Here is a 22698-nt window from a genome sequence, read left to right on the forward strand (position 1 = left end):
GTGATGACAGCGACATCCTTTTTAGAAAAAAAGATACAGCGGACAGCGCGGGCCAAAGGCAAAGTCCGAAACATTAATTTTGAGTTTACGGAAACGCATGGCCTTCAAAAAAACGTAGTAGAATTTCAGGCGATTGTTTTCGTATTTTTTCTTCCAGTTCCGGCCCGCTCCATATCGTAACGGTGCCGAAACCTTTTGATAAACCGTAGGATTTGGTTTTTTGCCTTAGTCCATCAGTTACTTTACCACCACATACAATGGTCAAATGGCCAGGTACCGTTTCGTGTTGAGCCAATTTATCCATATCAGTAACAATTTTCGCAAAAGTCAGCTGTTGATAATTAGCGCATTGAAAGCAATGTGTGTCATTATCCTTTTCTGCCCAAATATCTTTCCCCTTGTCCTGCCCGGATTCTCCAATCCACTCGATTGATTTCCAGTCTCCGGTTTGCTGCAAAAAAGCAAAGACCAGGTGTTCAAAGCTGTTGCCACCAAGCAGGTGAAACTGTAATCGATGCACGGTAGCGGTTACGGCTGCGGAGGCAGCCTGTTTAGCATCCGGCTTAAATTTGATCCTTTTTAATAGGAATAATAAAGGCTTAGACGGAAATATTTCGTCAATCTCGAAAAACGCGGTTTTATCCAGCGTGACATAAATCTTCTTATTGGCGCGGTAATCGCTAAAGTAAGTGTAGGTTGTATCAATACTACAATGAAAGTTTTCCATTTTATCAATACGCCCGATCCATCCTTCCATCGTGTTTTCGTCCAACCTTCTTCTTAACCAGAAATAAGCATAAATAGAGTAACCCGGTGTGAATGGTATGCCATTTGCGGCATTACGCACATCAGTTTCAGTTACAAACCATAAATCAACGTTGCCGGGGGAATGATTATTCATCGGTTTAAAGATACGATTTGTAACCAAATCGGAGAGCTACCCTAAGTATAAGTGGGTTAATACAGCAAGGAAAAATTCCTTAATTTTACAATAACCAACATTTACGTCTATGGGATTTTTCTCGTTTATTAGCAAGTTGCTCGGGTTTGGACGGCGCTGGAGCGCCACGCCTGAACAATATTTGGCTATGGTGCAATACATGGCTAAAAAGAATAACCCGGAATACGGTAATGAGGAATTACTCCAATGGGGAGAGGTGATGCAAAAGGTGATGAAAGTCAACTTACAACCTTATTTGGATTTTAAAGACCTTGCGGAAAACGGTACACCCGATTACTCGATGGTGGAAAAGGTAGATGGCAAGGTAAAAGAGATCGAACGGCGGCGCGACCTGAAGCAAGCCATTTATGGTGTTGATGCCGATCTTGGGGACGATGATATCATGAAAAGCAATGAAGAAGGCGCAGTCTTCGCCCGAAAAATGGTGAAAGACTTATCGCAGCATGTTCAATTTTCGAGTGAGGAACAAAAAAAGTTGGATGAACTGTAGTCCTAACCGCAGTTGGTATTATGCCTGATTCTAAGGGAATCCCTGACCGGCATTTCGCACGTGAACCAGGGTTTTGTTAGGGAAATATCCGGGGGTAATCTGAAGCCAGGTATAAACAAGTATTACACAAGGTTTGTCTATCTTGCGTCGTGGAAACAGAAGAAAAAGAATGCTCAACAACCCTGCTTTAATCCAGATCACCAAAGATAACGGCCAAATGGAAACGGTCGATATCTTCCCGGTTTACCGGCAGGAAGGCGAATTGTAAGTAGCTACACAGGCTTTTCGTTTGTACGAGGGCTACCCTGCTGAAGAAAGCGAAGATATTGAAGAAAGACTGGAACGTTACCTCGAATACGTAGAATTGGAGGGTGAAGCCAATCCCGGCTTTTTGGGTGAACTGCATTTTCAGGGTATGACCGTCTACGAATGGATATATACAGGGCAGCGGCTGAGCGAGGCGGAAGTATTACAGGTGGTAGACCTGTTACAGGATAACCAGCCGGTCTTCGTGTCCGGCAATGATCCTGATACCGCGCTATCCTTTACCTATGACCGCTTCCATGAACGCAAATACATCCAGCTGATGGCTGATGAGGGCCGTTTCCTGGTATTTATTAATGGTGGCTTTTCCGCCGAGATCGAACTAATGGGAACCGAATGGGAAATTAGCGGCGGTGATATTTCAGACCATAGGCTGGAACGGGAGATCATGCGCCGGATCAGAGACTATACTGCGTAAACGGGGCTAACTTTTGTTTTTGAATAATTCCCCAATATCAAAATCAAGTTGCACCGCTGCTAAATTTTCGGTTGGGAATTCAAAATGCATACTATGATCATTTGACTTTTGTTCTGTTGATCGCAGATCCTCTACCTTACGTCCGCGAACAACCCCATCGTGAGGTTCTGCGGAGTTCAACTGGATATAGGGTGCGATGGCCATCCGGTAACCTTGAAGTGTAGTTCCGTGAAACTCACGGTGGCCGGGCAGCGCCAGCTGGAAAGCCAGATTGCCGACTGATAGGCAGAAAAGATGTTGAGGGAACCGCTCATCAGTTACACTTTCTAATTTTTTAAAGAGCTGGGCAAATGGCCTTGCAATAACTATATCGGTTTCGGTGAGCAGGGCGCGTTTAAAGCAGGTCAGTTCCGGGTAGTTTTCCATGTGTAGGAGGAACTTAAATCCGGCATTATAATCCGGCCGGTCTATTTCAGGCAATATACCCATAGCCATTTTTAGGAGTGCCTTATAGACATTTTCTGGCCGGAAAAGCTGAGTTTCCATTTTGATCGCAGCCTTGCCATTCTTAAGATCAATCTTTAAATCATCATGCCTGTCGCCTTTTTTCTCCAGCCAGATCAAATCGTTTTTCTTTTTGATCTTGATCTGGCCATTTGCGGATTCAAATCCGGGAGCGCTTGTCCCGGCGATCATGTGGTTAAAGACACGCGAGGTTCCGAGATAAGCGGCAAGATCATTTTCAAACAGCCGGAATTGCTGATTACAGGTATCACATTCGTCATGGGAATAGTACGTATTCTTCCCAAGCAGCTTTGAAATAAGATGAGTGTCCTGGCTGAAGGTCGTTTCAGCGCGGCTTTTCTTACAAAAACGACAGGCCATGGTTTCTTTCTTCAGCTTTCGTGATTCGCGCAAATTCCCTTCCAGTGTCCCCTGGTAGGCGTAAGGCTCATAAAATTCGCGAAACGTTTCTGCAAGCGTCCTGTCCTCTTTTCCGATATATACTGTGATTGTTTTCAATGTTCTTCTCTTTATGAAAGGTACATATTTCATTCAAGCAAAACCGTTATGAATCCATTTTGTCAGTAGTTTTACAAATGCTTAAAAGGATGCTGACACAGTTCGGGCAGGTAGCTTCGGTCAAGCTGTTGAACGGATAAGATAGGAAAAGAAAACGCGGGGATTTATAGAGATGCGGTTGAATGACCGGGAAAGAACCGCGATTGCGGCTTATAGCGAAAGGAAGTTTATGGGAAAGATCGCGCTGAAAACGGCGGAAGGAACAGCAAAAGAGCGGCGATGATTTTCAGCGCCAACGGCGGGGAATACCGAGATAATAACGGGGTGATCGACGAGAATAGGTGGTAGGAAATCAGCAATCAACGTTCAGGCTGCTGGCCCAGCAGCAGAGAGGCCTGTAGCTGCTTTAGTTCGAAGAACGCCGGGTTATTTCCTGGCCTTTCTGCGTATAGGTATCGATATTGACAAACTGCGTTTCCCCTGCGCTGCGTACCGCTTCACCATATAGCCCGGCCATCGGTTCGGCATACCAGGCGATATAATCAACCTCATAATGATCGGCGATGTCATTTATAAACCATCGGCTTATAGACTGTTTTGCCTGTCGTATATAGAAATTGTCAGCTGCAACAGGATGATCCTTGTTGTATAGGGGGACATTTTACAGTTCCATAACTGCAAAAAACACAGCAGTCACCGGCAAGTGGTTTTAAGTTTGTATGACACTTTTCACATTCATAAAAGTACTGGCAGGAATCTGTAGGCATTGTTTCTTCTTTATGGTGTCCGCAATTCGGGCAGGTAAGCACGGATTGTAATTGAATGTCCTTGAGCATGTTATTTGTTTGAGTTATTTAACGGAAGTAACCTGATAACCTATTTGTGTGATTTTGTTTTTCAGGCTGCCTGCCGACGTTTTTTTAGGATCGTAATTAACAGAAGTCTGCGCTTTTTCAAAAGAAGTAGACACTTTAACTACGCCAGGAACTTTGGATAGCACTCCATCGATATGTTTGGTACAATCTGCACAACCCATTCCCCTGACAGTAAGTTGTACCCATTTCAAATTATTTTGTTGAATTGTAATTGCAGAAGATTGTTTAGGAGCGCAATATAATACAGATGAGTAATAAGGGAAGGTTATCAATATCGCGGATAGCACGGTAACGATCAGTAAAAGCTTTTTTGATTGCCAAAAGGAAGTGGCCCTTACCTCACAACAATCATTAGTTTGTGTTTTTTTGTTCAGCCGCTGATACCAAGTAAATGCGAATACGAGTATTGTAAAACTAATTAGGTAGGGTCTTGCCGGTTCAATCCATGAAAAAGATGAAGCCATCCCGCTAACTCCGCCTAATAGAGCCACAACCGGTGTAATGCAGCATAGTGATGCAGTTAACGCAGCAAGTAAACCTGGTATCCAACTTTTATTGGCATTGGTGGTGATCATATTGATTCAGTTGTTAAAGGGGTTTGCAATAGGTTAAACAAAGGCAGCAATAGACTTGTATCACAAAGTGAGTAGAAGATTGTCTGCCCGCTCTTGCGTGACTTGATAATATTTCCATCCTTAAGTTTGCGAAGATGCTGAGAGATTGCAGGGATGGTCATACCTAATATATCACTTAGGTCACATGGGCAAAGTTCATTTTCCTGTTGTAAAAGGAAAAGTATTTTTAGCCGAACCTCATTCCCTGATAACGATATGACGTGAGCAAGTTCGGTAAAAACAGGCTGTTTTAGTTGAAGTAATTCTTTGCAATTATTAATCTGCGTTGTATCGGCAAAAATTCGGCTACACGTACTCATACTTTTAAATGAAAGTACAAATGTATGTATTTAAGCAATTACTTAAATAAGATTGTGCCTTTTTTATTTAAGGTATAATCTTATTTTAAGATGGTTTATTTTTAGAGGAACCTTATCACAAAACCGGCAAGGATGCCGGTCAATAATGTGCAAAAATACAAAAATGTCTTAAAAGCGGTGCTGGCGGTTCGTGCGCATAAACTCGCTGAATTGGCGCTCCATATCGCGGCGCTCATCATGTTTTTTCATACGGCGGAATACTCCCCACAGGAACAGCACCCAAATGCCGAAACCTACAGCATACAACAGCAAAGGGGTTTTGGAATACAGAGCGCCCATAAACGCGCCGGTGGAAATAAAACAGGTAAATACCAGATAAACAAACGTTTTCATTACAGTAAATGATCGGATTTTCTTGCTAAGCAACCTCGGGCAAATTGGTTAAAATACCCTCATGTTTTATACCTAAAGATACTAAATTTAATGGTTATTGGAAAGAATTTTAACAATAAAGTTTAATTGATCTCATAAATTTTATTGTTCAGCCGGGCTTGCTGCACATAGCCCCGCAGGGTATCCACCAGGTCGGATGCCGGTATGCCGCGCAGCCAGATGACGGGATTTTCAGGGTCGGTACTTTTCAGCGTGAGGTTCATCAGGCCGCAGACCTGCAATAAAAAGGGCTGCGTTAAAATGTAATCCTTCACTCTGTATAACTCTACCTGGTCGGTGCGTTTAAAGAAGATGCCGCGCCTTATGCGGATAATCTCCGGCGTGATGGTATAACAAACACTGCGGATAAACCAAAAGCGGTACAGGCCGAACGCGGCAGACAGTAAACTGATCCAGACCAGCCCCGGCCAATAGCGCCAGGCCAGTAACAAAAAGCCCAGGCTGCACAACATAAATGCCAGCACATGCACAAAGGCAAACACCGCTGCAGGCCGGATCGTGATCACCTGCGGCTCATCAACAATAAAGGATTCCATAAAAAATTAAGATTAAATCAGGTTAAAGCCCGGCTTCCGCCTTCAGCTCATCAAAAAAAGTAGGATATACTTTGGGTTTATCAGTGGCCACGCCAAACCGGACACCAGCTACCCGTTCAAAAGCCGCCAGGCTGAATTGTTCCCGCCTGAAAACAAAATGCCGGTTACGGAAATAAATTATAAGCTGATCGCGCTGGCCCAAATAAACCGACAACGGCCAGCCCTTTATTGCAGCCGCCAGCTTTAAGTCGGCTATCCTTCCCAGCAGATCCCGCCCAAACAAGAGCCGGACTTGTTTATTCGCGAAATTGGTCCCGATCCATAAAAGTTGCGCGTCGCTTATACCAGCCCCCAATGCCACAAACAACAAATTTTCGGTTTGCGGAAAGGCAGGCAGCTTTTTATTCAGCCAGGAAACAGCGTCAAGTGCCGAAGCGGACAGGATAACCAGGCGGACTTGTGAAAAAGCTAAATTACCCGCAAACCAAAACCCATCCGTTACGGGCACCTTATGAAAAGCAAAACCAAAATGTTCCGCCGCTTCACCATAAGCAAAGACCAGGTTTCCCAAAGCGTCAGAGGTATAAAAAGGCCGGAAGAAACGCTGTACTTCCGACCGGATGCCCAAACGGGTCAGGTAAGGGTGCATCAGCGGCTGATCGTTTCGGAAATTTCTTCATCGGTATCATTTTCCGGCTTTACTGCCGGTGCGACCTGTTTCGCTTCTGCTTCGGAGAGCTGCGCAAATGCTTTATGAAAGTTCCTGCCCGGTTCTTTATGCTGCGGCTTGTTAAACAAAGCATTCAAACCTTTAAACAACACGTAAGAAACACCTCCGTCGATCAGCACTGAAGCGATCAGGGCCAAACGGTCAGCGCGGATGGCCTGCTTGTCTTTAGCGGAATACTGGATGGTCGTACCGTCTTCGGTCTCGACTTCCTTACCCTTGCGGTAATTTTCCTTTTGCTTCTTCGTCAGCGGTATGCCGTTGATCTCTTCCGGCGGCTCAACTTTGCCGGTGTCTACGACAATAAACTCATTGGTTTCCTTATCAAATTCCACCAATACCTCACGTTTAGCCCCACCGTCTTCTGTAATGGTTTTGACCACGTTCACCGCATCGCCTTTTTCGAGGCTCTCTATCTCGGTATCCGTCAGGTATTCCGGCCCTTCAGCGTATTTATATATCGGATGTGCTAAAAGTTCAACCCCACCGTCTTCATTACGCCTTAAGGAAAGCTTCGCATCCAATGCCGGAATATGCAGGCCCTGCTGTTCGAGGTTTTCCAGGCGCAGCATATCTGTCCGGCGACCATTAAGCAAAGCCGCCAGGTCATCATCATCGATATGCAGTACATTCCAATTGGCTAGTCCTAATTGTTGAAGTTGCTCCATTGGGAGTTCCTCCCTTTTAAATTGTTGTCTTTGCATAACTTTTAGCGTTCTATCCGGTATTGTTCATCCAGGAATTGTTCAACGGCCTCTGTTTCATGATAAGCAGCTTCTTCGGCAGAAACATCCCTGCTGGCGGTAATCTCCTGCGAGGTATTTCGGGCGTCCAGCAATAAGCCGAACAGTTCATCTTTCGCGCTCATTTTAAATTTACGCTCGCTGCCTAAATCCTGCATCTGGTAAACATTGTTCTTCTGCGCCTTAATCACTTTGAATTCGGTGCCGTTGTGGGGTATGACTTCGCCTTCGGTGAGTTTGGTTGGATCGATCTTTGCCACATCGACCCCGGATTCGGCTGTCTTTCCGGCTTCGTTCCCATGTTCTTCCTGCGCGCTTTGGTCAGCTTCCTGTTTTTCTTCGATCTGCTGTTCAAACCCGAGGATATGATCCGCGATCTTTTGCGCGTCCGATGCGGCTTTAAATAATTCGGAAGGCTCATCCTTCATTATCTGTGCCCAGGAACTGACAAAGCCCTCGTGGTAATTCAGTTCATAGGGCAGGTTCAGTTCTTTGCTTAACAGCAAAGAGGCCAGGTTCGTCCGCAATTCCTCCCGGATCATCACAAATTCACCCGCCTCGCCTACAAGCGGACGGTTCAGCCGGTTCTCTGCTGCTGTCCAATGGGCCAGTTGGTGCAGCGCTTCGGCATAATACTGTTCCGGGCTGGCAAATTGTTCCATCTCCGGGATAATGATCGCATCTAACTGGCGGTCATAGAACATATCCTCGCCGCCATTTTCGATCACAGCTTTACTGTTATCCAGTATCGCCTGCGCACGTTCAGCGGGTGAAAGAATGTTTGGCTCTTTTTCCCATTTTTCGAGCTTGCGCATCTGCTCACCATTAAAGAGCCAGGCATCAACCTGTTTCGGTTCGTCCAGTTTGATGCGCTCGGTACGTTGCTTGCCGTTCTCTTTTAAAACGGGCTGACCTTCGTTGTCCACCATTTTCTGGTATTCATAATTGGACATAAACTGGATCAGTGTTCCGGTGCTGCCCTTGACCACCGCCGTATGGTTTCGGTTGGCCTGATTAGAGGTGCCCCAGCGCGGGTCGTCCCGCTTCTGCATTAGCAAAATTAAAGCCGATGGCCCGGCATAGCGGTGGCCGCTTTCGATGTTGAACGGCAATGCCGAGTTTAAACTGTTGTTTGGCCGTTGAAAGATGGAAGTTCCGGCTTTCAGGTCCGCGATCATTTTTCCTGTGATCTGTTCGGATAGGGGTTTAAACGGTGTACTCATGGTTTTTCCTTATTTATTTGTTAATTGATTATTCATTAGGCCCCGCAGAAAAAGCAGCGGGTTGACAGGAACCTGTCTGTAGCTGGCGCTGAAATGCAGATGTTCTCCCGTTACGCGGCCGGATGAACCGGTGATCCCCAGCGGCGTGCCGGAATTAACCGAATCTCCCGCCAGGACAAAGACCTGGGATAAATGACCATATAGCAGGGTAAAGTCACGGCTTGCGAGGCGGATATATACACCTGTCACACGGTCATAGCCGGTAAAAGCAATACGGCCGGGCATCACCGCGAAAACAGTATCATGCCTTGCGCGGAGATCAATGCCTGAATGAAAACAGAACCGCCCGGTGACAGGATGAACCCTGTAACCGTAGCCCGATGTCAATACCAGGTACCGCAGCGGCAAAGCCAGCAGGCAGCAGCAAAATAATTTCATTACCGTTCGTATTGGTTAAAAATGTCGCGGGAAATTTGGTCTTTTAAGATTTCGACGCACATGGGTTGAATGGCAGGGTGGTCACGGGCAGTCTGCATGGCTTTGATCTTTTCAGTCACATCACCATAGCGCACCAGCAACTCCACCTGCTGTAATGCCTTGAACTCACTTGACATTTTATTATGCAGCATGTTCACCAGGTTATCCTGCATATGATCCGAAGGCAGGAAAGTAAACAAGGCATCTGCGGAAAAAAGCCCGGTCTTATCTCTAAAATCTACATAGATATTATCAAGGGCGATGTCGGCTTCGCAGATCACACCGACCTGGTTGCGCTTTCCCAAAGGATCAGCTAACAACTCAGGATGGACAAATACCACCACGCCCCGCAGCTTGTCGTTTGCGCCGGATATTTTAAAGAAATCTAAATCATTCATGTCATTCAGCGGCTTACGCTATAATCCTGCTTCAATCCCAGTTCTTCTTCGAGTGAAGCCATGCTATATTCCAGAACTACCGGGTTATCACGGGAAATTTCAATCGCCTGCCTGTGATCCTTTGTCAGGTTTGAATTGGCGAGCATCCCCACCTTTAGCAGGTCTTTAAAATCCTGCGTATTCATTTTCAGGTGATCACGCAAAGTGTCAAAATGAATACTGCCGGGTTTTTTCAAGACCAGCAATGCATCGGCAGAAAATAATGCCTGCCCCTCGCTGCCAAAGCTGACGACGACGTTGTCGTTTTCGATCTCCGCTGAGGCAATGATTCCGATCTGGTTCTTTTTTTCGGCGGGATCGGTCAATAATTGGGGGTGTACCAGCACTAAGGTGCCGGACAGTTCGTCATGTTTGTTCATGGTAAAATGTTTTAAAAATGATCAGCGTTTTTATTTCGGTTGGGCGATCTGTTTCATACTGCCTTTGGGCAGCACCTGTACCTGCGGGATCGGTTTGCGGAAGGATTCGACAATGGTGTCGACCTCGCTGTTAATGCGCATAAAGTTTTCGCGCAGGATTTCTTCCTTGCGCCCCGCGAAATCATAATACACTGGCAGCTCGCGGTAGCCCGCTTCTTCTGCGCTTAATTCCGCGGCACTCAGGTTCACTTTGCAATTGATGGCTGAGGTTTCAAACTTTCCCGTATAAACCTCCTGTACATCGGCAGCGATCAGGCCGACCATCTCGCCTGTATTGAGCGAAGCCATTTTACCCGCAGGGATCAATGGCTCTAATTTTTCCTGTAACGATGTTGAGGTTTTATTACGGTCGATGGACAGGCTTTCACCGATCTGTTTATTCTTGCCAAACAGTCTTTCCAGCCAATCTAATGTTTCCTTGTTTCTGACGGAACCGGCCAGCACATTGCCTACGACTGCGGTTATCGTAGCAGCGGTATCTTTCCCGTAATGCTGATTGAACTGCGGCAGCTCCTGTAAACCCATCAATATGGCGACCTTATTACTCCTGGCCACTGCCAAAAGGTTTTCGATCTTGTAAGTATATAATGTCGGAATCTCGTCAATGATCAAAGCCGAGGGCAGATTGCCTTTGCTGTTGATCAGCTTGGTCAGACGGTTCATCACCACCGAATAACAGGCCGAGTTGATGTTTTGCGTATTGGGGTCGTTCGCCAGCACCACGATACCGGGCGTGGCCTTGTCCGATATCTTCAAATTGAAATCATCTCCCGAAAAGACCCAAAAGGTCTCTTTCGTGGCTAAGCGGCTGATAAATATCTTCAGGGTACCGATCTGCCCTTCCAATTGCGGAAAGGCTTTAGTGACGTAAGCGCTTTTGAAAGGTGATAATAATGAAACCAGTTCCGGCTCAGAAAAAAGCGTATTAAAAATATCCTCGTAGGAATGGTTCAAAAAGGACAACACATGCGGAAAGCTGGAATATTTGCCCCCCGCATGTTTGGAAAAAAAATAAATGCAAGCTGCTAAGAAGTTAATAGCCGATTGGGTGAAGAACTGGTCGCTGCCGCCCGATTTATCCCCCTTTTTCATCGCTTCCACTAACCCCTCGGCACCCTCGGAAGCATCAGCCAGTGAACGCAGGTAATCGGCCCGCCAGGGATTGGTACGGCGGCTGCGCTCCACATCGTTTAAGTTAATCACATGAAAATCATAGCCCTTGCACTTACCCTGCTGCTTGGCTAACAGGTAGTGGTAATAAGCGATCTTTCCGAGATCGGGATACTTATAATCGTAGACTACTGTACAAAATCCTTTACCGATCATCTGCCGGATGAAGGGGTTGACGATGCCAAAGGACTTGCCTGACCCCGGCGTACCGATCAGGATCGTGCCCCGAAAGGGATTGACGATATTGATCCAGCCCGAACGTACTTTGTTCTTGTAATAAAACTGCATGGGGATATTCACCGAATAAGGCGTAACCACCGGCTTGACTGGCTGCATAAAGCTTTCGCCCTCTACATTCCAGATATCCTTGCCCAAGCCGGAGCGGATCATCTTGGAAACATTATCCATCGAAACGCTGACGAGGATAGCCCCAAACAGCGAACAAAGCATATAACCTAAGTTCCACCAGGTGGTATAAACAAAGGCTAAGGAACCGGCACGGCCATATAAAAATGCCCCGCCAAAGAACAGAAGCAGCCCCAAAGCCAGAGGGTAAAGGATATGCAGTTTGGGATCAAGCTCCTGTTTCTTTTTGGCTAAGGTACCTATGCTGACCAGGCAGATCAGCAGCAGTGTTGCCAGCTTGCTGTACAGTAAATTACTGTAAATAAGCACATGGCTCAGTTTTTCTACCGGCCCATAAAAAAAGCCCCAGAATGGGGCTTTCAGATAAACAAATATAGCGGCCTCGAGTGCTATGGACACATAAATGAGGCATTGCATAAAGCCATGCAACTTGTGTTGCTCGTGGGTTTCTTCCATAAAATTGATTTTTAATGGCAGTCAGGAGGGCTAACGCCGTTCCTCCATAAGTGATTTGTTTTTTAATGGTTGGAGGGCTGCCTGCGGCGGTCTTCCATAATAAAACAATAGAAATCAAAGATTAAAGCGTTCAATTGAGGCAATTGTATCATGGATCGCCCCGCCATGGCTGAACAGAGCAATCCGTTCCAAAGAAAATTTTCTTCCGGCACCCATTACGATGGAATGGTAGCCAAATGTGATGACGATGCCACCCAGGGACAGGCAGCGGGGTATTTCGTCTTTCAGTTGCCGGAACGGGCTGCAAATATTGCCCTTGTACAGCTCCATACTTTTCCTGATCGCATAGGGTGGGTCAAGCAAAACGGTATTAAATGGTTCTCCAGACCAGTTGCTTAACAATTTCAGCGCATCCAGATGATAATGTGCAGCCATTTCCGGGTCAAGGTCGTTCCTGACCTCATCCACACCGAGCAAGGTCGGACCTGCAAACAAATTGAGCACCCGGCCCTCGCAGTGCTTTTCCACCCATTTTCTGACCGGCTTAACGGAAAAGGTATAGCGATGCAGCGGACAGCGGTAATGTTCAAACTGCACCATAAGTAAATAAATCAAAATGTAATTATCGCGTTAAATCTTCTGCTGAATAATCGATGCCCAAAAGGTGTGCACGGCGGATCATCAGCAAGTTTTCAGAATGATCAAGGGAAACAATGGTTGCCTTTTCTTCGGTTTGCTCTTCGGCCCGTTCTTCTTCAGGCGCAGTTTGCTTTTGGCTTGCCTTGATCTTAGCAGCAATTTCCTGTTCCAGCCTGCGCAGTTCAACCCGCAGTTCAACCAGTTCCTGTTCTTTTTCAAAGGTCTTCTGGCTGAGTTCTGTTAAGGTCGGAATCTCCGTAAGCAGTTCGTTCTGCTCTTTTTCATATTTTTCCCGCAAGCCGGTAACTTTATCAATCGCATTCAGGAAATAACGGGCAGCCATTTTGGGGTTATCGATGTTGGGGTTCCCGCCGTTGGTCTGATATTTGATGCCGCCCGGCCCTTCAGCAAACAGGTGGTTTTGCATACGATATTTGAATAAACCCTGGTCTTCATACCCCTCGCGCTGCTGGCGGATATAGAGGTCAAAGCCATATAAAGTGCCGATCTTTTTTTCTTCCAATTCACCTTTGCCCGGCTGCCAGCCCCTGTACTGTGCGATAATCTTATTGCCCAATGCTTCCGCATCCGCCGATGGAAAATCCGTCAATTGAATGGGATTCAATTTATTGCCCTCCTTGTTATGCTTCAATTGCGAAGTATACAGGGCTTCGTCCCGGAGCAGGCCCTCCATCGTGCCTTTGATCTCACTTAATCTTTTTTCGGCAGCTTCCAGGCTGTAGCGGTTACGGGCGACCTCGCGGAAGTGGGCCGATTTCCAGCCTTCTAACTGTGCGACTTTCTTTTCAACCTTTGCCTTTTCCAACAGGGTGGTGTCGCCCGAAAGGATGGCGATATATTCGGAAAAGTTCATACCGCTTTTTTCATCCAAAGCGCCTTCATCAAGTGTCCGTACATTCAGCTCACAGTTTTTCATCTGCGAGATAAAGGTCTGCTTGTTCTTTAACAGGTTGAACTTGTAAGCGTCCAGCGATTGTTCGACTCCATAAATAAAGTTAAACACCTTGTTGTCATAAAACTTTTTCGCCAGCCAGTTACCCTGCCTGGCACCGCGGCCGTCGCGCTGTTCCAGATCGCTTGGACGCCACGGTGTGTCAAAATGATGCATTGCTAATACCCTTGCCTGGACATTCAACCCTGTGCCCGCCTTGTCGGTACTACCCAACAAAAGCCGGATTTCACCGGCGTTCATTTTACGGAACAGTTCCGGCTTTTGCCGGTCTGTCCAGTCGTGAATATAGGTGATCTCATGTGCCGGGATGTCAAAATCGCGAACCAGTTTATCTTTTAATGCATCATAGATATTGAATACTCCAGGCTTCGGTGTGCCAATGTCGCTGAACACAATTTGCGTTCCCTTGTGCTGGTTGCTAAGGTTGTAAATTTCGGCGACCTTACGCGCGCATACGTTGACCTTGTTATCCGGGTGGTCGTCATAATCCGGGTCGATGAGCCGCATATCCGCCGACATTTTCTTGGCGTAATTGGTGGCGATCAGCATCCGGGCATTATCTTCCTCTGCAGTCAGGCGCGGACGGCCTAACAGGGTCGCGTCGCCCGTTTCGGCAAACTGCATTAGCTTTTTGATAAAGTCCTGCTGGTCGGGTGTCGGGTGAATGTTTACTAATGTTTCCGAAAGCTCAGGCTTATCCAGGTTGATGTGTTTGGCTGTCTTATAATCGGTGATCTCGTTATAAAAAAGCGCCAGTTCGGGTACCTTGATGAAATGACGGAAGCGTTCCTTCGCAGTAATCTGGTTAGTGACAGAAAACTCAAAGTCCGTTGTCTTCTTGGCAAATACTGCTGCCCAGGCATCAAAGTTGCTGATGCTTTGCCGTTCAAGTTCGTTTGGCCGCAGGTATTTGAAGATCAAATACATCTCCGTTAAGCTATTCGAGATCGGTGTGCCGGATAAAAAGGTCACGCATAGATCGGCATTAAACTTTTGCTGTAAGGTGCGTACTGCAAACAACATGTTGAGCGCCTTCATGCTGCCGTCCTGGTTACCCAAACCGGCTACGCGGTTGTGCCGGGTGGTAAACGTCAGGTTCTTGAACTTATGCGATTCGTCCACAAAAAGGTGGTCAATATTCATTTCGAGAAAATCGATACCGGAATCCTTTTTATTTTCGAGCGTATATAATATATCCTCTAATTTGGCTTCGAGGTTCTTTTTGCGTAGTTCCAGCCCTTTAAGGATCGAGCGCGAAACTTCACCGCCTAAAGATTTGAGCGTATCCAGGTCTGCCTGGATGTTATCCAGTTCAGCTTCAAGTATCTGTTGCTGCACTTCGGGTGATTGCGGTATCTTGCCGAACTGATCGTGCGTCAGGATGATACAGTCCCAATTGTTGTTCTTGATCTGGTGAAAAAGCGTTTGCCTTTTCACCGGCGTAAAATCATTTTCACCCGGTGCCAGTATTTTCGCATGCGGATAAGCCTTCCGATATGTATCGCTGATCTGCCCGACATTGGCCTTGAGTGCCAGGATCATGGGTTTTTGGACGATGCCCAACCGTTTCATTTCCTGTGCGGCAACGATCATGGTCAGGGTTTTACCGAGACCCACTTCATGATCGATCAAAGCGCCCCGGTTCTGAATGATCCGCCATGCGGCATTACGCTGCGAACTATACAAATCCTCGATGCCCAGTGCCTTGCGGTCAAGGCCTGGAAAAGCCAGATGGCTGCCGTCGTACTCGCGCAGGACATAGCAGTTAAAAGTCGTATTGTACAGGGCCTCAATGGCATTTTTCTCGCTGCCTGGCAATTCGCGCAGCCATTCCTCAAAGCGGCTGCGGATCGATTCGATCTTCTGGTGCCCCAGTTGGATAGCTTCGTTATCCGGCAACCTGACTGCCGTATCGCCCGTGCCAACCTTGTAGCTGAAATAAGGGCTTGTGTTTTCCAGCGCATGTTCCAAAAGGGCCGCGCCCTTCATTTTAATACCGGACTTCGGCATAATGGCAAATTCCTCGTCCGTTTTGGCGTTGCCGTTTTTATAAGTAACCTTAAAACTATCAGCCGATGAGAAATATTCGATATGGGTGTCCAGCCCAAAAAGGTCGCTGGCAAACTGCTGGTAATAGTTCACCGGCATCCAGCGTTCCCCCAGGTTAAAGTCCAGCAGCTCAAAAGGTATCTTTTCCGGCTGTACCCGCCTGATCGCCGCCAGGCTTCGCGCGATCTGCAAATCATCCGGATTAACTTCAGCAACCTGTTCGGCAAGTGATAGCTTTTGAACTACATTTCCTGAAAGGTAGCTATCGTTCGTTTCCCAGGTGCGGTTAACCGGGTTCATCAGGATTTTGCCATCCAGCTGGCGGATGATCGCATATTCATCCAGCCCGGTCATGGTACTCATATAACCGAGGTCAACAATACCCTTGTCATTCAAGCTCCGCGCCAATGCTTCGGCCGGATCATCGGTATGCAGGCCTTCCTGCTGTGAAAACACCGGGCCGAAGAAGATGTCAGATTTTGTCCAGGCCTCATTTTCCCGCCTTTCCAATGACGATAGCACCACGAACCCCAAAGCGGCATCCTGTAAAATGCGGTTACGGTTGCTGCCTTTGTTCAGGTCGCCAAATTTTCCAGTAAAGTTTTCATAATCCCGGTTGAGCAAAATCCGCAAATGAGGCTGAACCTGCAAAGCTTCTGCTTCCTTGGCAAACAGTTCCATGTAACTGTCCCGCAGCGCGATGTACTGCCTGAAAAACGACAGATCATTTTGACTATCGAAAGGTTTGAAGTCAGCCTGACCGTTTTCGATCAGCCCGGTCAAACCCGCCTTGCCTTCATGGATCACCAAAGTATCCCGCTTATAAAAGGGCTTTATACTAGTAAATGGGACCGGGCGGTCAGGCATTAATTCAAAGACAGATTCCAAACTGCGGTCGCCTTCATAGCGGTAATCATGCCCGAACTGTTTCAGCTTCGCTGACAAGGCCTTTAATTCATAGGTCAGCGTATTGCCGCTGACCCACTTACTGGAAAAGCTTAATTCCTGAACGTTGCTGAATAATTTATACAGATAGCGGCCGGATTGTTTGGCCTGCGCCGTAATGAGCACAATACTGTCATGATCTGGCCTCGCGGTCGTGCGAATGGTGCTGATCTGTCTGCCGGTTGCAGGCTCAACAAAGGCTTTATCCAGATCGGATAAATAGCCTTGCGCCTGGTCGTTATTAAGGGTCGGTGCGTCAAACAGGCCCAATTGACCCTGGCCGGAAATAGCTGAAGCCTGTACTTCGGGCTGTGGCAGAAAAGTAAAAAACCGCGCGATCGGCACGGTTTTACTTTCAGTTTTGCTGGCCGATCGTTCACCGGCCAGCCGCTGTTGTAAGGCTTTCCAGCGATCCAGGTCAAAATTGGCGGCTAAGCCTTTCGCGACCTGCTTCCTTAGCGGCTGCCGGATGTCTTCGAGCGGGCCTTTCTGCCAAATCCGTTGGCTGGGTTTGCCGTACTGGTTCTTTCCCTCGCCGATAGTATCGGCCAAAAACAACTCAGGGTGCCGTTCAATGTAGGCATTGATCGAAAATTTACCGTAGCTGTTTTCTTGTTCGACCGTTTCGATCAGCAGCAATTCGGCTGAAGTAAAAGCCTCTTTGTGATCGTTCTTCTGAACCAATAGCAAATGGCTCGGGGCTTCGGTATTGGCCGTGTCTTTCATCAGGTTATCCGGCAGAACCGACAGACTGATAAAATCCGCCGAAGTGAATACATGCTTGCGCCCCAGGGTATTGGAGGCCGTATTCAGAAAAGCATCCGTTACTAAAAAAGCCAGCAAACCGCCATCACCTAATTTATCCAGGCCCTTAGCAAAAAAATAGTCATGAATCTTGCTGGTTACCGCGCTGCCCTGGTAGGCCGGGTCGAATACCCTGAAATTACCAAAGGGGATATTGCTGGTTATCAAATCATATTTGCCTTTTTCGTCCGGGGCGGTTTCCTCAAAGCCGCGAACCTGAACAATACTATCTACCGGTAAGCTCATCATCAGCGCCATCAATACCTTGCCGGTCAGCTCATCCTTTTCCACCGCGTTGAACTCCTGCAAGTCCGGGAAGGCCTTAACAGCTTCGGTAACAAAGATACCCGCACCAGCGCTCGGCTCATAAAGGCGTTGGGGCAAGATGCCTTGATCCTTCATTGCAGCGTATAACGCGCCTGGCACCAGGTCGGGCGTATAAAATGCGGTGGAGATGCTGCTTTTCATCGCATCTATCGCCGACTTATAATCGGCAGGCGACAATTTTTCCTGTAACAATTCATACAATTGAACCACCATCGGATGCAGGCGAAGGTCATTGGCGGAAGCATTTTGCTGTACCCATTCTTCGACAGGACCGGCACCGAACAGAATGGCCTTCAAACCGCCGAACCCGGCATAATTTTTAAAAATTTCTACCTGTTCATCGGTGTAACTATCCTGCTCCGAAAAGGCAATGGTCAGCGCGGCGATATTGCCTGCCAGTTTTTTTGAACTGTTAAAAGCCATGATTTTCTTCTCCTTCCAGGTATTCGGCAATGGTGCCGGTTATGGCATATCGCAGCAGGCGGCTGTCCTCACTTTCGGGGAACCCAAACTCATCGAACAAAAATTTGCAGGCTGCCAGTAAATTCAGCAGCTCGTATACAAGGATGCCGCTGATATGAAAAGCCAGGTGCGTTTGCTCGAACTCATCCTCGAAGATTTCCTGCAAATAATCATAGCGTTCGCGTTCGTCCGGTTCCAGTAATTTTAAAGGGTTCATCAGATGGGGATGGTATCCGCATCGAGCACGTCCTGGTAAGTAATATTCAATGTGATCACCCGTCCCGAAAGCTGTTTTTCGCTTAATTCGATATGCAGGACTTTATTGCCGGGGAAGGTCATTTTTTTCAGGATGATGATGTTGCGGTAGGTCTTTTGAAAAAGCGGGTTGGTAAAAAGGATAAATTCGGGCTTGAGTTCTACCGACTGGATATTGGTCGCTTTGGTGATCTTTTTATCGTCAATATGAAACCGCAGATCGGCGATGTCATAAGTCAGGTTGGTACTGTTGCGGTAGCCAATGTCAATAAACACATAATCTCCGGCGGTATAGATATGGTGCAGTTCCGCCTTCAGACCAAAAGCCTTTGTTTTTTCAATCGCTTTTCCGGGCCGTTTACAAAAGAGGTTGAGCGAAAGCTGCCTGAGCTGGTTTTGCGAAAGCCCGATACCCGAAATATCGAGGGGCCGCGTATCGGCCGGGTCAATGGTGATCTCCGTTCGCGAATCCCTTGCCGTGATCGAATCTGCGCGGATAACATGGTATTGGGTGATAAATTTTTCACCGGCAATTGTGATCACCGCATCCGCCAGGTTGACAGAATCCTTCAGCCGGATGCGCAGTACATTTTTAAGCGGGAGGTCGCCAATAACCGACTTCGCCGAGATATCGACGTACTGGATCGGTTCCGGTGAAATGAACTGCACCGATACATTTTCGGGCAGGTAGACAATCGGCAAAGCGTTCTTTTTAATGCCTTCCGCGAACGGTGTTAATTGGGCATAGCTGCGCAGGCTTGCGGTAATGACGGCAAGGAAAAAAAGTAGTTTTTTCATTATTAATAGTGTTGCTGCGCTTTTTCGAGCGCTTCGTTATCGATTAAATAGAGGTAAGAATTGTATTTGATCTTCGCCTTATCCTTACGGATCAACCCGGCAATGGCAGATGAGGTGGACTCAAACATTTTGCTGGCGGTGCTCATAGCGAACTGGCTGGCAAGGGAACCGGTGCCGCTGCCATCAACGGTCACACCCTGAACCGTATTGGTGCCAAGGTCTTTGGTGAAATCGCGGAACGCCGATTCAGGCACATACAGCCCGGAAAGCCCGTCGAGGTCGTACACCTGCAACTTGACCGGCAGGATTTTGTTCTCATACAAAATGGATTTAACGGTCAGCTCAACCCGCTGGCCGGAAAAGCCGGTAATCAGCGCATAAAGGTAAGTGCCTTTGGCAATCCGGTAATTCCCGGCATCGATGTCATCTAAAAGCCGCAGGCGGATACGTGAACCGGCATAACCCGTCAAATTCTCATCAATCACCACTTTAATAAAGTCCGGGTGCTTTTCAGGCAGCACGGTATTAAATTCCGTTGACGGCGCATCCGCCAGCTTCACGGCTAATATGGGTTCGGCGGCTTTTTGTGCGGCAACTTTCGCCAATGCGTCGGACTTCTGCCGTTCGGCTTTCACTGCCGGATCATTGGCCTTGTTCATGCTGTCGAGGTAAGCCATCTGCTGCCGGAACGTTGCCATCGGGTCTTTAACCGCCGATTCGCTGGTGCCACTGTTGATTCCTGCATTATGCCTGTTCTTTAAACCATTTAATGCATTAATCATGGCCTGGTCGTCGTTGGCAGGATCATGGTTTTTTCGTTGTGGGTCAACCGGTGAGGATTGGCCATATCTGGCCTTCATTGCTTCATTGATAGAATCCAGCATTTTCTTTTCCTTGTCTGAATAGTTGCTTTGAAAGGCAGGGTTGCTGGTTTTCTCGGAGGGCAAAGGATTTACGGCAGTTGTGCCGTCGCCTTCTTTATAGGTGTTACGATAAGCATCCAGCTTATCTTCCAATTGTTTCTTTTGTACATCGCCAGAAACCTGGCCAACTGAAGTATTGATCCCGTTCACGGGCTTGTCTTCGGTCTTTTTGGTGGCAAATCCGCTATGGAAAACAAAAAAGAAAAGGCAAAGAAAAGGCAGCAGGATCAGCGGCAGGATGTATTTGGGTTGCTTTAAATTGATTTGCATAATGCTAATGGGGTAAAGTAAGACGGATATGCTGCAAACTGTCGAGATCGCGCACCAGGGTAATACTGTCGGATTTATTCAAAACCGTTTTTGCGGTAATACTGTCTACCTGCCGCCTTAAGCGGATAGTCTGACCGAGTGCAGCGCCTGCGGCCAGGATACGGTCAAAACCGCCGTTTAAAACGGCGCTTTGCGGCCTGGTGTTTGTTTTTTCGGGCGGCACCATTTTCGGGTGCAGCCATATGGCCAGTACCGCCGAAACGAGCAATAACGCGGTCATCAATCCAAACAGGAAGCGAGGATATTTGGCGGCCAAAACTTGACTGAACCTGCTGCCTTTATCCGTGTAGGCCGAAAACTCCTTTTTCAATTCCCTGTACAGCGTATCCCTGGGATCGCGGTTAGAATGTATTTTTCTGAACATTTTCGAGGTCTTTATTTTCGAGCGTTTTCCAGTTCATAATGAGCACACCGTGCGGATTATTGTCGCTCCGGGGAATATCCTTCAGGTAGCCCTCGGTTATCAGCGAACGGATTACCGTAGAACTGCGGCGGTCGATCTTCAGCTTGCCGTAGTAGCGGAAATAGCGTTTGGTCATGTCAAGCGAAATGGAATCCGTTTGCAGGGTAATGACAGAACTGGAGGACAGTACCGAGTTGAAAAAACCGTTCTCCTTCAGGTTGTTCACCTGGTCGGCACCAGATTCATCGACGAGGTACATCGCTTTTTTTAACTGGTATTCGATATACTTGTCATCCGGGGTCAGCGAAAAGAACAGGGCATGAAACAGGTCAATGTCGGCCCTGTACTCTGCAGGCCGGTTAACCTGCATATCGGTTTGATTAGCCTGCTGGGGAATACCATTGCTCAGGATGTAAATACTTTTGCGCGCATCCGAAACCTGCCGGTAGGCATACGAGCAGCAGATAGCCGACAAAATGATGGAGGTCAGAAAGCTGCCCATAGCCACCCAGGTCGCCAGCCGTATTTTGGCTTCGATATTTTTAACGATCATAAAATTGGGGTAAGAGGTTAGATGAAACTGCCGACGATGCGGGTGGCACCGGCCATTGTGCTGGCACCCCGGCCAAAATTGGAAGCGGCTGAGCTTATACCCGAAGTGGATATGATCCACGTAGAAATGCTGGGCACTGTAAACATACAGATCGCGCCGATCACAAATACGATAATGACCGTACCAAATGACAGGATACCGTTACCAGCAAATACCGCCAGTTTCGCCATATCCGCAGGCGCCCCGGTTTTACCCACGAGTTCCTGGTACTTGCTGATCTCTGAGGTCAGCGCGTATTGTTCCATCAGGCCGCAGAGGTACATGATCAGGTAAGCGATACCCGAATACAAATTGACCGAAACAAACCGTGCGACCCAGGTCGAAAAACTATCACGGAAAGCTGGCAGAATGCTCACCGCTACTGAGAACGGCCCCAGTATGATCAATATCGACGAATAGATAATCTGGATCATAAATATAATGTACGTCGCGATGCGCAGAATCCATATTCCCAATAACTCCAAAAGCTGGGTAAACAGCAATTGCATCCCCACCGTAAGCCTGTTCTTGAGTTCCAGGAGGGGCGATACCACATCGGCGATACCTTGTTTTACCGTGCTCGTCACGGTATTCCAGGCCTGCCCGTACCAGGTATCGCTTTCCTTTTCGGCAACATCGGCCTGTGCCTGGAAAGTATATAAGGAATTGGCGACTTGCAGCATTAAGTTTGCCCGTGTGAACCGCAGGCCGTCCACATCGCTTTGCACGCTGTCAAACATTTGCTCGGTCTGCTGCGCTACCAGGTCTGTCGGAAACGCCACCATTTTCACGAATCCGCCCCACCAGATAATGATCATGGCCAAACCGAATGGCCGTAACAGCGGCATGATTTCCATGCGCTTGTCGCCCACCATCATTTCATAGCTTTTGATGGCAAAAAATATGATCATAAATATAGCGGCCAATGCCTGCGCGTCGCCGATGAACATACTAAAATGGTTCCAGATCGAGCCCTTCAGCCCTTTTAAAAACACCATGACACCGCTTTCATAGACCGCGTCACCTTGCAGGTATTGCAGCGACTTGCGGCTAATGGCGGTATCAACGGTCGCGGTTTGGGCAAAGCCTGCCGTTCCCCATAAGGAAAATAGCAGGACCAAATAAAAGAGTCTTTTTCGCATACA

General features: G+C 47.5%; 24 protein-coding genes. 2 read left to right on the plus strand and 22 right to left on the minus strand.

Going from position 1 to position 22698, the window contains the following annotated elements; translation table 11 throughout:
- Positions 1-85: 85 nt before the first annotated feature.
- On the minus strand, positions 86-901 hold the full coding sequence (locus tag SNE25_RS13015) for a restriction endonuclease (protein WP_321565535.1): 816 nt from the start codon (positions 899-901) through the stop codon (positions 86-88).
- Between the two features lie 109 nt (positions 902-1010).
- Here SNE25_RS13015 and SNE25_RS13020 point away from each other — a divergent pair, with 109 nt between their 5' ends.
- Both SNE25_RS13020 and SNE25_RS13025 read left to right on the plus strand, forming a co-directional pair.
- Complete coding sequence (locus SNE25_RS13020; protein WP_321565536.1) at positions 1011-1451, plus strand: hypothetical protein; 441 nt, start codon at positions 1011-1013, stop codon at positions 1449-1451.
- Between the two features lie 289 nt (positions 1452-1740).
- Complete coding sequence (locus tag SNE25_RS13025; RefSeq protein ID WP_321565537.1) at positions 1741-2193, plus strand: hypothetical protein; 453 nt, start codon at positions 1741-1743, stop codon at positions 2191-2193.
- 6 nt (positions 2194-2199) lie between these two features.
- Here the strand turns inward: SNE25_RS13025 and SNE25_RS13030 are convergent, their stop codons facing one another.
- From SNE25_RS13030 to SNE25_RS13130, 21 genes are all read right to left on the minus strand, one after another.
- On the minus strand, positions 2200-3216 hold the full coding sequence (locus SNE25_RS13030; RefSeq protein WP_321565538.1) for a hypothetical protein: 1017 nt from the start codon (positions 3214-3216) through the stop codon (positions 2200-2202).
- Between the two features lie 620 nt (positions 3217-3836).
- Entirely contained in the window at positions 3837-4052 is a 216-nt protein-coding gene (locus SNE25_RS13035; RefSeq protein WP_321565539.1) for a GDCCVxC domain-containing (seleno)protein, read from the minus strand.
- A gap of 14 nt (positions 4053-4066) precedes the next feature.
- Positions 4067-4666, minus strand: a complete 600-nt coding sequence (gene merTP, locus SNE25_RS13040) for a mercuric transport protein MerTP (RefSeq protein ID WP_321565540.1) — start codon at positions 4664-4666, stop codon at positions 4067-4069.
- On the minus strand, positions 4663-5025 hold the full coding sequence (locus SNE25_RS13045; protein WP_321565541.1) for an ArsR/SmtB family transcription factor: 363 nt from the start codon (positions 5023-5025) through the stop codon (positions 4663-4665). The genes merTP and SNE25_RS13045 overlap by 4 nt, the downstream gene beginning before the upstream one ends.
- 168 nt (positions 5026-5193) lie before the next feature.
- Positions 5194-5418, minus strand: coding sequence for a hypothetical protein (locus tag SNE25_RS13050; protein ID WP_321565542.1), 225 nt, complete (start codon positions 5416-5418; stop codon positions 5194-5196).
- 122 nt (positions 5419-5540) lie between these two features.
- The gene (locus SNE25_RS13055) at positions 5541-6014 is read right to left on the minus strand and encodes a PH domain-containing protein (protein ID WP_321565543.1); all 474 of its coding nucleotides are present in this window, start codon (positions 6012-6014) and stop codon (positions 5541-5543) included.
- Between the two features lie 22 nt (positions 6015-6036).
- Positions 6037-6663, minus strand: coding sequence for a hypothetical protein (locus tag SNE25_RS13060; protein ID WP_321565544.1), 627 nt, complete (start codon positions 6661-6663; stop codon positions 6037-6039).
- A complete protein-coding gene (locus SNE25_RS13065; protein ID WP_321565545.1) occupies positions 6663-7445 on the minus strand; it encodes a DUF4099 domain-containing protein in 783 nt (260 codons plus the stop codon). The genes SNE25_RS13060 and SNE25_RS13065 overlap by 1 nt, the downstream gene beginning before the upstream one ends.
- Before the next feature lie 5 nt (positions 7446-7450).
- Complete coding sequence (locus tag SNE25_RS13070; RefSeq protein WP_321565546.1) at positions 7451-8707, minus strand: zincin-like metallopeptidase domain-containing protein; 1257 nt, start codon at positions 8705-8707, stop codon at positions 7451-7453.
- Between the two features lie 9 nt (positions 8708-8716).
- The gene (locus SNE25_RS13075) at positions 8717-9145 is read right to left on the minus strand and encodes a M23 family metallopeptidase (protein ID WP_321565547.1); all 429 of its coding nucleotides are present in this window, start codon (positions 9143-9145) and stop codon (positions 8717-8719) included.
- On the minus strand, positions 9145-9582 hold the full coding sequence (locus tag SNE25_RS13080; RefSeq protein WP_321565548.1) for a hypothetical protein: 438 nt from the start codon (positions 9580-9582) through the stop codon (positions 9145-9147). Before SNE25_RS13080 ends, SNE25_RS13075 begins: the two co-directional genes overlap by 1 nt.
- Positions 9583-9587: 5 nt before the next feature.
- Positions 9588-10001, minus strand: coding sequence for a hypothetical protein (locus SNE25_RS13085; protein ID WP_321565549.1), 414 nt, complete (start codon positions 9999-10001; stop codon positions 9588-9590).
- Positions 10002-10031: 30 nt separating this feature from the next.
- Positions 10032-11996, minus strand: coding sequence for a type IV secretion system DNA-binding domain-containing protein (locus SNE25_RS13090; protein WP_407667019.1), 1965 nt, complete (start codon positions 11994-11996; stop codon positions 10032-10034).
- Positions 11997-12167: 171 nt separating this feature from the next.
- Positions 12168-12653 (minus strand): hypothetical protein, encoded by a 486-nt coding sequence (locus SNE25_RS13095; RefSeq protein ID WP_321565551.1) that lies wholly within the window; start codon positions 12651-12653, stop codon positions 12168-12170.
- A gap of 22 nt (positions 12654-12675) precedes the next feature.
- Positions 12676-18213, minus strand: a complete 5538-nt coding sequence (locus tag SNE25_RS13100) for a helicase-related protein (protein ID WP_321565552.1) — start codon at positions 18211-18213, stop codon at positions 12676-12678.
- Complete coding sequence (locus SNE25_RS13105; RefSeq protein ID WP_321565553.1) at positions 18203-18469, minus strand: hypothetical protein; 267 nt, start codon at positions 18467-18469, stop codon at positions 18203-18205. The genes SNE25_RS13100 and SNE25_RS13105 overlap by 11 nt, the downstream gene beginning before the upstream one ends.
- On the minus strand, positions 18469-19305 hold the full coding sequence (traN, locus tag SNE25_RS13110; protein WP_321565554.1) for a conjugative transposon protein TraN: 837 nt from the start codon (positions 19303-19305) through the stop codon (positions 18469-18471). Before traN ends, SNE25_RS13105 begins: the two co-directional genes overlap by 1 nt.
- 2 nt (positions 19306-19307) lie before the next feature.
- Positions 19308-20498, minus strand: a complete 1191-nt coding sequence (traM, locus tag SNE25_RS13115; RefSeq protein WP_321565555.1) for a conjugative transposon protein TraM — start codon at positions 20496-20498, stop codon at positions 19308-19310.
- A gap of 4 nt (positions 20499-20502) precedes the next feature.
- The gene (locus SNE25_RS13120; protein WP_321565556.1) at positions 20503-20922 is read right to left on the minus strand and encodes a hypothetical protein; all 420 of its coding nucleotides are present in this window, start codon (positions 20920-20922) and stop codon (positions 20503-20505) included.
- Complete coding sequence (gene traK / locus SNE25_RS13125) at positions 20900-21514, minus strand: conjugative transposon protein TraK (RefSeq protein WP_321565557.1); 615 nt, start codon at positions 21512-21514, stop codon at positions 20900-20902. Before traK ends, SNE25_RS13120 begins: the two co-directional genes overlap by 23 nt.
- A gap of 17 nt (positions 21515-21531) precedes the next feature.
- The gene (locus tag SNE25_RS13130) at positions 21532-22695 is read right to left on the minus strand and encodes a plasmid transfer protein (protein ID WP_321565558.1); all 1164 of its coding nucleotides are present in this window, start codon (positions 22693-22695) and stop codon (positions 21532-21534) included.
- Positions 22696-22698 lie beyond the last annotated feature (3 nt).

This window comes from Mucilaginibacter sabulilitoris, from assembly GCF_034262375.1.
In the GTDB taxonomy this organism is placed as follows: domain Bacteria; phylum Bacteroidota; class Bacteroidia; order Sphingobacteriales; family Sphingobacteriaceae; genus Mucilaginibacter; species Mucilaginibacter sabulilitoris.